We start from the raw sequence: 12,374 nt of genomic DNA, 5'->3' as shown, positions 1-12,374 counted from the left end.
ATAATGGATAAACAAACTGCACATAACATCGTATAGTCATTGTTCATTTTCCATTATCAATTATTCATTAATTAAATGATTTCTATCCCTTGTTCCTTGCAGAGTTGTAATCCTAAATCTTTCAGTTTGAATTTTTGTATCTTACCGCTACCTGTCATGGGGAACTCTTTAATGAAGAAAATATATTTGGGAATTTTGTAACGTGATATCCTGCCAATACAAAAATCGCGTACGTCCGATTCGTGCATATTTACTCCATCGTGCAGAATGATGAAAGCTCCCACGGCTTCACCGTATTTCTTAGAGGGGATACCTGCAACCTGTACATCTTTCACACCTTCCAGTTGATAGAGGAATTCTTCAATTTCACGTGGATAGATATTCTCACCACCACGGATAATCATATCTTTGATACGTCCTGTGATACGGTAGTTGCCGTCTTCGTCTTTCACGCCTAAATCGCCGGAATGTAGGAAATTATTTTTATCGATGACTTCGGCAGTGGCTTGCGGATTTTTATAATAACCTTTCATGGTGTTGTATCCACGATTACACATCTCGCCTTGTACACCAACCGGACATTCTTCACCGGTTTCCGGATCAATCACTTTTACTTCGGTGTATTCAAAGTCACGACCTACAGTATTGCAGCGTACATCAAACGAGTCGTCAATACGAGTAGCAGTCATGCCCGGAGCTGCTTCGGTGAGTCCGTAAACACTGGTTACTTTCATATACATTTTCTCTTCCACTTGCTTCATTAACTCAACCGGACAGAGAGAACCTGCCATGATACCCGTACGCAAACAAGACATATCGAATAAATCGAACATTGGATGATTGAGCTCGGCAATGAACATAGTGGGTACACCATAGAGGGCGGTACAACGTTCCTTATGAATAGAGGCGAGAACTACCAGCGGATCGAAGCGCTCTACCATGACTTGTGTACAACCGTGTGTAAGGCAATTCATCGTGGCAAGTACTACACCGAAACAGTGAAATAAAGGTACACAGCAACAAAGTTTGTCGTCGGCGGTGAATTTCATGTGCTCACCCGTCAGAAACCCGTTGTTGGTAATATTGTAGTGAGTAAGCATTACGCCTTTGGGAAAACCGGTAGTGCCGGAGGTATATTGCATATTTACTACGTCGTGGCAATCGACCTGGTTTTTAAGTTCGGTCAAACGGTTGTCTTCTACATTGTTCCCCAAAAGCAGAATTTCAGAAGTATTGTACATTCCACGATGTTTCTCCTGTCCCACATAGATCACATTTTTCATATAGGGGAAACGTTCACTTTTCAAGTGTCCGCGCTCGCAGGTTTTCAGCTCCGGTAACATGGTATAAGTCATCTGTACAAAATCACTGTCTTTTTCACCGTTCACGATGCAGAGAGTGTGCATATCCGAATTTTCGCACAGATATTCCAGTTCGGCTTGTTTATAATTGGTATTTACCGTGACATATACAGCGCCTATCTTGGCGCATGCATATAAAAGAGTCAGCCAATCCGGTACATTCGTCGCCCAAATGCCGACATGCGTTCCGCGTTCCACTCCGATAGCGATAAGTCCTTTTGCCATGTCGTCTACCCGTCGGTTGAACTGGTTCCAAGTGAAACGTAAGTTGCGATCGGAGTAAACAATGTATTCTTTGTCAGGTGTAGTTGTTGCCCAATGCTCTAACCATTGTCCGAGCGTTCTTTCGTATAACATGATGCTTTATGATAAGATATAAAGTACAAGATATGAAGTATAAGGCATAAAGTATTACATTGTTGTATATCGTAGTTTATACCTTATACTCACACTTAAATTGGTGTATAGATTACTGCTAATATTTTGGCTGCTTGTCCCTCGTAGGCATGTACATGATGGGGTACGATGGAGTCGTAATAGATACTGTCCCCTTCTTCGAGTAGGTAAGAATTTTTGCCGTAGCTGATTTCCATTGTTCCTTCCATAACCATGATAAATTCTTCACCTTCGTGGGAAGAAAGTACAAAGTCACTATCGTCTGTAGGAGCTACATCAATGATGAACGGTTCCATATGACGATCGGCTTTCGACTTGGAAAGAGAATGATATTCCATGTGTTTACGAGAATGGATAGCATTATTAGAGAAACTGATACTGTCTTTGGCTTCCGACCTGCGACATACCACAGGACCGTTTTCATCCTGGTCGTCCAGGAAGGTTCCGAGACGCACACCAAGTACACGGGCTATTTTGATAAGTGGCGCCAACGACGGAAGGTCGATATTGTTTTCTATACGTTCAATCTGTTCAATGGCTAGCCCTGAACGCTGTGCCAGTTCTTCCATACTGATGGATTGGCTTTCACGGAGTGACTTGATTTTTTCTCCTACGATTTTACTTGTATCCATAATGTTAGTGTTTCAAGCCTGAAAAGTTTCAATTTATAGTTGTTGAACCGCAAAAATAAGATAAACTTTCACTTGATGCAACAATCTGTGGGGAAAAGTTTGATATATCCTTACTTAATCTCTATTTGTTTTTTTATTCTTCGACATCCATCTCTCCCATGAACGAAATGGCTTGCCGGTTCGTAGGCTGAATGTGGATGCTGGTAGAACCGTTGGGATAAATGGTAAGGTTATATCCGTATTTGTCTTCTTCATTATTGACTTTAAAGTTTATTTGTACTTTCCCTTTTTTGAGATGTTTGGTTTGATATTGGCTGATAGGGGCATTGAAGATTAATCCTTTACCTCCACCGTAAGGGATGTTGTAAGCTTCTCCAAAATAAGGCAGGTAAGAAAATACAGAGTCGTTTCTTACTTCTACGGAATAATTGGAGGTCAAGGAACGGCTTCTGCCTTTCATGGGTAACATGTGATTTACGTTGATTTTGTACTGTTTGGAGTTCACTGCCTCTTTCACTTCGCGTTCAATGAATGCTTTTCTTTCACTTCGGTTTTGGGCTTTGACCGGTTGTATGGCAAGCACACCGATAAACAATAATAGAATAAGTTTACTTGTCTTCATAACTATATCGGTTAGGTTTCTACAAAGATAGAAAATTATGTTTCTCGGTTGTGGACGGATTTATTATTTTTGCATTGAAATAGGATATATTTATAAATGTACCAATGATATACATGGAGACTTCACGTTTATTGTTGCGTGATTGGGAAGAGAAAAATTGATAAACGGGAACAAAAAAGGGAAATATTCAAAAGAATATTTCCCTTTTTAATGGTTTTGCCGCAAGTAGATTACTTACGCAAGCCAAGTTCTTTAACAATAGCACGATATCTGTTGATATCACGGTCTTTCAGGTAAGTCAGCAAAGCGCGACGTTTACCTACCAACATTGTCAAAGCTCTTTCAGTACTATAATCTTTTCTGTTGAGCTTCATGTGCTCAGTCAGATGAGCAATACGGTATGAAAACAAAGCTATCTGGGCCTCAGCTGAGCCAGTATCAGAGTTAGACTTTCCGTATTTGCCGAAGATTTCTTGCTTTTTAGCAGCGTCTAAATACATAATGTTTAATTAAAAAGTTGATATTAATTGTCTCTTTCGAGCGTGCAAAGATAGACATTATCTTTTATATGACAATGATATTCAGCATTTTTTTCTGTCCTATACTATATATCTAATGCAAAATTAGTACCTTTGCAGCCAAATAATAGGTATTATATGCAAAATATTAGAAACATTGCAATTATTGCCCATGTTGACCATGGGAAAACGACTCTTGTAGACAAGATGCTTCTGGCTGGAAATCTGTTCCGTAACAACCAGAGTACAGGTGAATTAATGCTGGATAATAATGATTTGGAACGTGAACGAGGAATAACGATTCTTTCAAAGAACGTTTCCATCAATTATAAAGACACCAAGATTAATATTATTGATACTCCGGGTCACAGCGATTTCGGAGGTGAAGTAGAGCGTGTGCTGAATATGGCAGATGGATGTATCTTGCTTGTGGATGCTTTTGAAGGTCCCATGCCGCAGACACGTTTTGTATTGCAGAAAGCTCTGCAAATCGGTTTGAAACCTATCGTTGTAGTAAATAAGGTGGATAAGCCTAATTGCCGTCCCGAAGAGGTATATGAAATGGTGTTTGACTTGATGTTCAGTTTGGAAGCTACAGAAGAACAATTGGACTTTCCGGTTGTGTACGGTTCGGCTAAAAATAACTGGATGAGTACTGATTGGCAGAAACCGACCGACAATATTTACACTTTGCTGGATTGTATTTTAGAGAATATCCCGGCTCCCGAACAATTGGAAGGTACACCACAAATGTTGGTGACTTCTTTAGACTACTCTTCTTACACGGGGCGTATTGCCGTGGGACGTGTGCATCGTGGAACGTTGAAAGAGGGTATGAATGTTTCTCTGGTTAAGCGTGATGGAAGTATTGTGAAATCAAAAATCAAAGAGTTGCATACCTTCGAAGGTATGGGTCGTGTGAAAGTGCAAGAGGTTTCTTCCGGTGATATTTGTGCATTGGTTGGTATCGAAGGCTTTGAAATCGGTGATACGATTTGTGATTTCGAAAATCCCGAAGCATTGCCGCCTATCGCTATTGATGAGCCTACCATGAGTATGCTTTTCACCATCAACGACTCTCCCTTCTTCGGTAAAGAGGGTAAGTTTGTGACTTCCCGCCACATTCACGATCGTCTGATGAAAGAGTTGGATAAAAATCTTGCTTTGCGTGTCCGCAAGAGTGAGGAAGATGGAAAATGGATCGTTTCCGGTCGTGGTGTGCTCCACTTGTCGGTATTGATTGAGACGATGCGTCGTGAAGGATACGAATTGCAGGTAGGACAACCGCAAGTTATCTTCAAGGAAATTGATGGTGTAAAGAATGAGCCTATTGAAGAATTGACAATCAATGTTCCTGAGGAATATGCCAGCAAGATGATTGATATGGTGACACGCCGCAAAGGTGAAATGGTGAAGATGGAGACCTCAGGCGAGCGTGTAAATCTTGAATTCGATATGCCGTCGCGTGGTATCATTGGTTTGCGTACCAATGTGTTGACCGCTTCTGCCGGTGAGGCTATCATGGCACATCGTTTTAAGGAATACCAACCTTATAAGGGTGAGATTGAACGGCGTACCAATGGTTCCATGATTGCGATGGAGTCGGGTACCGCTTTTGCATATGCCATCGATAAATTGCAAGATCGTGGTAAATTCTTTATCTTCCCACAGGATGAAGTATATGCGGGGCAGGTTGTAGGTGAACACTCCCATGATAACGACCTCGTGATAAACGTAACGAAGTCCAAGAAGCTTACTAATATGCGTGCTTCCGGTTCTGATGAAAAAGCTCGTTTAATTCCCCCGGTACAATTCTCGCTTGAGGAAGCGTTGGAATATATCAAAGAGGATGAATATGTAGAGGTGACGCCGAAGTCCATGCGTATGCGCAAGGTTATTCTGGATGAACTGGAGCGTAAGCGTGCCAACAAGAACTGATAAACTTAGTTGTTATATACAAAAGAGTGCTCTACATGGGTTTTAACTGTATTTGGAGCACTCTTTTTGTATGTCTTTGATAGAAGACTTTAGTCTATGAATTTGATTTTTGCGGCATTTCTCGGTTTGGCGGCGGGAGTTTCATCGGGGTAACCAAATGCAATACAGTATAATAGTTGATAACCTTCCGGTATATCAAGTTTCTTCAGATATTCAGCTGCAGCCGGTGAGGTGGTCAGGAAACGTGCGGGCCCTCCCAGGCAACAAGTACCGATACCCATAGACCAAGCGGAGAGAATCATATTCTCACCCAATAATCCGCAATCAATTTGTGACATGTCATAAGATGTATCATTGGCTATAAACACCACTGTAGAGGCATTTCTGAACATGTTCTTGAAATTCGGGTCTTTGGTGGCATTCGGATTTTCTTTCTTGAAGACTTCGGTCACTCCGTTGATAAATTCAGGGTTGTCTACTACGCGAATTTCCCACGACTGCTTGTTTTGTCCGTTGGGAGCATTGATGCCACATTCCAGAATAACCTGCATCGTATCCCGGTTTACCGCTTGCGGTTTATATTTGCGGACACTGCGGCGTGACATAATCGTTTCAATTACTGCGTTTTCTTTACTGTTCTCGGAGGTGGTGACTTCGCTCTCTTTCTGTGCTTGTGTGTTACATCCGAAGCACAACAACAGGCTTGCGCCTAGTAACATAAACTTTAAACTCTTCATAAATTGTACTATATTGAGGTATTTACTTTCCGCAAATCTAATAAAAAAGCGGCTCCCGTAAACGGAAGCCGCCTTAAAAATATGTAATCTACTTCTATTAGAGTTTCGGACCAGCAGCAACCAAAGCCTTACCTGCTTCGTTACCAGTGAACTTAGAGAAGTTCTTAATGAAACGTCCGGCCAAATCTTTGGCTTTTTCTTCCCACTTGCAAGCGCATTCGTAAGTGTCACGAGGATCAAGGATTTTCGGATCAACGTTAGGCAATGCAGTAGGAACTACAAAGTCGAAATACGGGATAACCTTCGTCGGAGCCTTGTCGATAGAACCGTCAAGGATAGCATCGATGATACCACGGGTATCTTTGATGGAGATACGCTTGCCGCTACCGTTCCAGCCTGTGTTCACCAAATATGCTTTGGCACCAACCTTGTTCATCTTCTTAACCAGTTCTTCTGCATATTTAGTAGGATGCAAGCTCAAGAAAGCAGCACCGAAACAAGCGGAGAATGTAGGAGTCGGTTCAGTGATACCACGCTCTGTACCGGCCAACTTAGCGGTGAAACCAGACAAGAAGTAGTACTGAGCCTGTTCCGGGTTCAGGATAGATACCGGAGGCAATACACCAAAGGCATCGGCAGACAGGAAGATTACCTGATGAGCGTGAGGACCTTTAGATACGGGCTTAACGATGTTATTGATATGGTAGATAGGATAAGAAACACGAGTATTTTCGGTTACGCTCTTATCGGTGAAGTCAATCTTGCCGTTAGCGTCAACAGTTACGTTCTCCAACAGGGCGTCACGTTTGATCGCATTGTAGATATCAGGTTCGCTGTCTTTGTCAAGGTTGATAACTTTTGCATAGCAACCACCTTCGTAGTTGAATACGCCTTCATCATCCCATCCGTGTTCATCGTCACCGATCAACAGACGTTTCGGGTCGGTAGACAAAGTGGTCTTACCTGTACCGGACAGACCGAAGAAGATAGCAGAGTCGGTACCTTCCATATTGGTGTTGGCAGAACAGTGCATAGAGGCGATGCCACGCAACGGGTTCTTGTAGTTCATGATAGAGAACATACCCTTCTTCATTTCACCACCATACCAAGTATTCAGGATAACTTGTTCGTTAGTCTTCAAGTTGAATACAGTAGCCGTTTCAGAATTCAGACCCAGTTCCTTGTAGTTGTCAACTTTTGCTTTAGAGGCGTTGAATGATACGAAATCAGGTTCTCCGTAGTTGGCAAGTTCTTCGGCGGTCGGGCGGATGAACATGTTAGTTACGAAGTGAGCCTGCCAAGCTACTTCCATGATGAAACGTACTTTCATACGGGTAGCTTCGTTAGCGCCACAGAAAGTATCAACAACGAACAGGCGCTTGCCGCTCAACTGCTTAACAGCTTTTGCCTTCAGGTCAGCCCAAGCTTCTTCAGAGCAAGGTTTGTTGTCGTTTTTGTATTCTTCGGAAGTCCACCATACAGAATCCTTGCTGGCTTCGTTCATTACAAAGAATTTATCTTTAGGAGAACGTCCGGTATAGATACCGGTCATTACGTTCACAGCACCCAGTTCAGTTACTTGACCTTTTTCGAAGCCTTCCAGACCCGGTTTGGTCTCTTCAGCGAACAATACATCATAAGACGGGTTGTGGATAATTTCCTTCACGTCTTTGATACCGTACTTGCTTAAATCTAAATTTGCCATTTTTTTTAAGATTTTAAAATTGGTATTTGGTTTATAATCTCTCTTATTAATCTCTTTTTACCTATTGCCAAGGGGATGAAATCAGTACTCAAAAAGCTCTCTTTTTGTTTACTTTGTAGTAGGTCCCTTGTTTTTCGACTACAAAAGTAATACTTTCTTTGGAAAGAAACATCCGATTAGAGAAATTTTTCTTTAATAAGAAATCTTTTATAAAACCGTAACAATATCTGCAAACTGAACGTTGCAAATTGGGTGAAAATCGTTTACTTTGCAGTCGCTATACTTTGCACATTAACACATTATATATTATGAAGATAATTAACTTTGCCGAGACAAACTCTGTTTTAAATCAATACGTTGCGGAAATTCGGGATGTGGAAGTACAGGATGATCGTATGCGTTTTCGCCGGAACATAGAACGTATCGGGGAAATTATGGCGTATGAAATGAGTAAGGAACTGAAGTATTCTGCCAAGCAGGTACAAACTCCGTTGGGGATAGCTTCTGTCAGTACTCCTGATGACGATGTGGTGATAGCTACGGTTTTCCGTGCCGGACTACCCTTGCACACAGGATTTTTGAACATGTTCGACCGTGCCGGCAATGCCTTTGTTTCTGCTTACCGCTATTATAAGGATAAAGAATGCCGCACGGTGGATGTGCATATAGAATACATTGCTACTCCCGATTTGTCGGGAAAGACTTTGTTATTGGTAGACCCCATGCTTGCTACGGGTGAGAGTATGGAACTTGCCTGGAAGGCTTTTCTTACGAAGGGTGTACCAGCCAAATTGCAGATTGCTTGCGTTATAGCCAGTCAGCAAGGAGTAGACCATCTGCAGAGGCTCTTTCCCGGTGATGGCGTAACGTTGTGGTGCGCAGCCATCGATCCCGAGTTGAACGAACGTTCTTATATCGTCCCCGGTTTGGGAGATGCGGGGGATTTGGCATACGGGGATAAGATGTAAAAACGATATGTGGAGAAGGTAAAACAAAAACGGAGGGATAACGCCCCTCCGTTTACAGTCATTTGAGACTGAAGTATCTGTAAATTGACTTTACAAAATATAATATCGGGAAGACGTTGCCAAGTCTTTCAAGAATTATTCTTTATTTGATATTTATCCGATATAACGTATTTTCAAGAACTTCTGCTTTGTTGAAGTCTGTATCACCTACAAGTTCCTTTACTATCGACAATGGGTTTGGATGTCCCCTCTCATTGAAAGAGACTGTCGTTCCTATTAGGGGAGACTGTCGTTCCCATTAGGGGAGACTGTCGTTCCCATTAGGGGAAACTGTCGTTCCCATTAGGGGAAACCGTCGTTTCCATTAGGGGAAACTGTCGTTCCCTCTTAAAGGAAACTGCCGTTTTTGTTAAGGGAAACAACAAGCCCCTCCGTCTTTACTTGTTGTAGCATGATGGAGGGGCTGATTGTGTGAGAGAGATCTATTTATTTCACTTCCCAAGTATCATTAGTCATCAATAACTCTTCAAAGTTGTGATACTTTTTCTTGGAAGCTACTTCTTCGATTTGCTCGTGAACGGCATCGTTATAGGTCGGAGCTTCCACATCACGGATTACACCGAGGGCGATCGGGAAATCGGGCCCCTCCATCAAAGCAAGTTTCAGCTGCAGGGTGTTATCCATACAGTGGGCATCGTGGATGAGGATGTCTTTTTCTGTAATGCCGTTTTCGCCGAGTTTCACCACCTTCAGTCCGAAACCTTCCTGCATCAGGCCATATTCGTTGTTTTCGCCAAAGAGCATCGGTTTGCCATGTTCCAGGTAAATGGCGTTCTTGGCACGATCTTCCTTCTTGGCGACAGAATCATGAGTTCCGTTATTGAAGATAACGCAGTTTTGCAGAATTTCGCACACAGAAGCACCTTTGTGATTGTAGGCCGCTTTCAAAATTTCTACCGTACCGGTTGCATCTGTAGCTACTGCGCGGGCAAAGAAACGGCCGCGTGCGCCGAAACAGAGTTCTGCCGGATGGAACGGATCTTCTACTGTACCGTAAGGAGATGATTTGCTGACAAATCCACGGGGAGAAGTAGGAGAGTATTGTCCCTTCGTCAAACCATAAATGCGGTTGTTTAACAAAATCATGTTTAGGTCGATGTTACGACGTACGGCATGGATAAAGTGGTTGCCTCCGATGGCTAACCCGTCGCCGTCACCGGAGATTTGCCATACCGTCAGATTAGGGTTGGCAACTTTTGCGCCCGTAGAAATGGCAGCGGCACGTCCGTGGATGGTCTGCATCGCATATGTATTCATGTAATAAGGCAAACGGCTGGAACAACCGATACCGGAGATAACGGCTGTTTCCCAAGGAGCTATACCAATCTCTGCCATTGCTTTGTGCAGTGAAGCCAGAAAAAAGTGGTCACCGCAACCCGGACACCAACGAGGTTGTCCTTTCTTGAAATCTTTTGCTGTATATTCGCACATGATGTTTCTTTTTTTATTTATCAGTTATTTCATTGAAAGCTGCTACCAATTCGGCCACTACAAACGGTTGTCCTTTGACCTCGTTGAATTGGTACGGTGTGAAGTTATCTATTTTCATACGCAGATAACCGGCAAATTGTCCGAGGTTCTGTTCGGCAACTACCACTTTCTTATATTTCTTCAATACGGCTTCTGTATTCTTAGGCAGCGGATTGAGGTAGGTGAAGTGTGCGAGGGCAACTTTCTTGCCGGTCTTGATCATTTCTTCCATTGCTGAGTACAAGTGGCCGTAGGTACCGCCAAAACCAACAATCAAGAGGTCGGCATCGTCTATGCAACCTTGTACCTCTACATCGGGTACGGGGATTTTGGCAACTTTCTCAGCACGCAGGTGGCACATCAGGTCGTGGTTATCGGGATCGGTAGAGATGGCGCCGGTATTACTGTCTTTTTCAAGACCACCAAGAATGTGCATATAACCTTCTTGCCCCGGAATAGCCCAATAGCGGACACCTGTTTCCGGGTTACGTTTATACGGAGTATAGTTATCCTTCATTTCTGCAGTAACGTATGGCGGATTGATGGCGGGATAATCTGATAATTTCGGTAATTTCCATGAACCGGAACCGTTGGCTACGAAGCCGTCGGTCAATAATACAACCGGAGTCATGTGCTCCAAGGCTATCTTACTTGCCATGAAAGCTGCATCAAAACATCCGGTGGGTGAAGATGCGGCGATAACGGGCATTGGACTTTCACCGTTCCGCCCGAACAAGGCCTGCAACAAGTCGGTTTGTTCCGATTTGGTGGGTAGACCGGTAGAAGGACCGCCACGTTGTACATCGAGTACCACAAGCGGGAGTTCGGTGATTACAGCAAGATTCATTGCTTCTGATTTCAAGCAAACACCTGGACCGGAAGTGGAAGTCACTGCCAATGCGCCCGCGAAAGCGGCACCGATAGAGGTGGCACAACCGGAAATCTCATCTTCGCACTGTACGGTCATTACACCCAGTGATTTATGTTTGGAAAGCTCGTGCAGTACGTCGGTTGCCGGAGTGATGGGGTAGGAGCCGAGGAACAGTTTCAAACCCGCTTTTTCGGCGGCGGCGATGAAGCCATAGGCGGTTGCCTTGTTACCTGTGATGTCCATGTAACGGCCTGGAACGGCTGTTTTGCTTTCAATCTTATAAGTATTGGCTACAGAAGCATGGGTGTTGTGTCCGTAGTCATATCCTGCATGAATAACTTTGATATTGGCTTCGGCAATTTCGGGCTTCTTGGCGAATTTCTCGCGGATAAAATCTTCGGCAATTTTCAGGTCGCGATTAAACAGCCAGCAAACCAGACCTACTGCAAACATATTACGGCATTTCAACATGGATTTGTTGTCCATTCCAGTATCTGCAAGACAATCTTTCACCATCTTGGAGATAGGAGCGGCAATAACATCCTGTTTGATAGCCATTTCTTCGATGGGATTATCGGTCTTGAAATTTGCCTTTTCCAAATCTGTTTTTTGGAAAGCGTCCGTATCAATGATGATACATGCGGTAGATTTAGCAAACTTATATTGTGTTTTCAGTGCGGCGGCATTCATTGCTACCAATACGTCGCATTTATCACCCGGAGTATAGACTTTATCTGCACCGATATGTACCTGAAAACCGGATACACCGGTAAGTGAACCTTGCGGGGCACGGATGTCTGCCGGATAATCGGGAAATGTACTGATGTCATTTCCTACCGTAGCCGAAACTGTTGAAAAGATGTTGCCGGCGAGCTGCATACCATCACCGGAGTCTCCGGAGAAGCGGACTACCACTTGCTCCAGTTCTTTAACCATCATGTCGTTTGCCATAACTTACGAATTAGTATTTTGATTAATTTTTAGGACTTACAATTGTTTTTACACAGTCGACAAATTTCGTAAAGTTAATCGGATTAACAAAACTTTTTTCGGAAAATCAGCAGAATACATTATCTTTGTACCCGCATTCTACTGC

10 protein-coding genes are annotated in these 12,374 nt (G+C 43.2%); 2 read left to right on the top strand and 8 right to left on the bottom strand.

Features of this window, described 5'->3' with window-relative positions:
• Nucleotides 1–71 precede the first annotated feature (71 nt).
• The 4 genes from DXC10_RS01050 to rpsO form a co-directional block, all read right to left on the bottom strand.
• On the bottom strand, nt 72–1,721 hold the full coding sequence (locus tag DXC10_RS01050) for an AMP-binding protein (RefSeq protein ID WP_117737193.1): 1,650 nt from the start codon (nt 1,719–1,721) through the stop codon (nt 72–74).
• Nucleotides 1,722–1,813: 92 nt separating this feature from the next.
• Nucleotides 1,814–2,389, bottom strand: a complete 576-nt coding sequence (locus DXC10_RS01045) for a helix-turn-helix domain-containing protein (RefSeq protein ID WP_101541893.1) — start codon at nt 2,387–2,389, stop codon at nt 1,814–1,816.
• A gap of 133 nt (nt 2,390–2,522) precedes the next feature.
• The gene (locus tag DXC10_RS01040; protein ID WP_101541892.1) at nt 2,523–3,011 is read right to left on the bottom strand and encodes a DUF4251 domain-containing protein; all 489 of its coding nucleotides are present in this window, start codon (nt 3,009–3,011) and stop codon (nt 2,523–2,525) included.
• Between the two features lie 230 nt (nt 3,012–3,241).
• Entirely contained in the window at nt 3,242–3,511 is a 270-nt protein-coding gene (gene rpsO / locus DXC10_RS01035; RefSeq protein WP_101541891.1) for a 30S ribosomal protein S15, read from the bottom strand.
• 156 nt (nt 3,512–3,667) lie between these two features.
• On the opposite strand from rpsO, the gene typA reads away from it, so the two are divergent.
• Nucleotides 3,668–5,467, top strand: a complete 1,800-nt coding sequence (gene typA / locus DXC10_RS01030) for a translational GTPase TypA (RefSeq protein ID WP_101541890.1) — start codon at nt 3,668–3,670, stop codon at nt 5,465–5,467.
• Between the two features lie 89 nt (nt 5,468–5,556).
• Here the strand turns inward: typA and DXC10_RS01025 are convergent, their stop codons facing one another.
• A complete protein-coding gene (locus DXC10_RS01025; RefSeq protein ID WP_101541889.1) occupies nt 5,557–6,204 on the bottom strand; it encodes a nitroreductase in 648 nt (215 codons plus the stop codon).
• Between the two features lie 97 nt (nt 6,205–6,301).
• Complete coding sequence (pckA, locus tag DXC10_RS01020) at nt 6,302–7,909, bottom strand: phosphoenolpyruvate carboxykinase (ATP) (protein ID WP_101541888.1); 1,608 nt, start codon at nt 7,907–7,909, stop codon at nt 6,302–6,304.
• Between the two features lie 308 nt (nt 7,910–8,217).
• Between pckA and upp the strand changes: the two genes are divergently transcribed.
• On the top strand, nt 8,218–8,877 hold the full coding sequence (upp, locus tag DXC10_RS01015; protein WP_117737192.1) for a uracil phosphoribosyltransferase: 660 nt from the start codon (nt 8,218–8,220) through the stop codon (nt 8,875–8,877).
• A gap of 486 nt (nt 8,878–9,363) precedes the next feature.
• Here upp and DXC10_RS01010 read toward each other — a convergent pair whose 3' ends face one another.
• Both DXC10_RS01010 and DXC10_RS01005 read right to left on the bottom strand, forming a co-directional pair.
• The gene (locus DXC10_RS01010; RefSeq protein WP_117737191.1) at nt 9,364–10,368 is read right to left on the bottom strand and encodes a 2-oxoacid:ferredoxin oxidoreductase subunit beta; all 1,005 of its coding nucleotides are present in this window, start codon (nt 10,366–10,368) and stop codon (nt 9,364–9,366) included.
• 13 nt (nt 10,369–10,381) lie between these two features.
• Nucleotides 10,382–12,229 carry a 2-oxoacid:acceptor oxidoreductase subunit alpha gene (locus DXC10_RS01005; RefSeq protein WP_117737190.1) on the bottom strand — a complete coding sequence of 616 codons (1,848 nt, stop codon included), beginning with the start codon at nt 12,227–12,229 and terminating at the stop codon, nt 10,382–10,384.
• Nucleotides 12,230–12,374: the final 145 nt, after the last annotated feature.

The sequence above is a fragment of the Bacteroides sp. OM08-11 genome (genome assembly GCF_003438665.1).
Lineage (GTDB): Bacteria > Bacteroidota > Bacteroidia > Bacteroidales > Bacteroidaceae > Bacteroides > Bacteroides cutis.
This window is presented reverse-complemented; position numbering and strand designations above follow the sequence as displayed.

Coding starts and splice junctions, on each gene's coding strand:
- typA (WP_101541890.1), top strand. CDS start 3,668: ATGCAAAATATTAGAAACATTGCAATTATTGCCCATGTTGACCATGGG.
- DXC10_RS01005 (WP_117737190.1), bottom strand. CDS start 12,229: ATGGCAAACGACATGATGGTTAAAGAACTGGAGCAAGTGGTAGTCCGC.
- rpsO (WP_101541891.1), bottom strand. CDS start 3,511: ATGTATTTAGACGCTGCTAAAAAGCAAGAAATCTTCGGCAAATACGGA.
- upp (WP_117737192.1), top strand. CDS start 8,218: ATGAAGATAATTAACTTTGCCGAGACAAACTCTGTTTTAAATCAATAC.
- DXC10_RS01045 (WP_101541893.1), bottom strand. CDS start 2,389: ATGGATACAAGTAAAATCGTAGGAGAAAAAATCAAGTCACTCCGTGAA.
- pckA (WP_101541888.1), bottom strand. CDS start 7,909: ATGGCAAATTTAGATTTAAGCAAGTACGGTATCAAAGACGTGAAGGAA.
- DXC10_RS01025 (WP_101541889.1), bottom strand. CDS start 6,204: ATGAAGAGTTTAAAGTTTATGTTACTAGGCGCAAGCCTGTTGTTGTGC.
- DXC10_RS01010 (WP_117737191.1), bottom strand. CDS start 10,368: ATGTGCGAATATACAGCAAAAGATTTCAAGAAAGGACAACCTCGTTGG.
- DXC10_RS01040 (WP_101541892.1), bottom strand. CDS start 3,011: ATGAAGACAAGTAAACTTATTCTATTATTGTTTATCGGTGTGCTTGCC.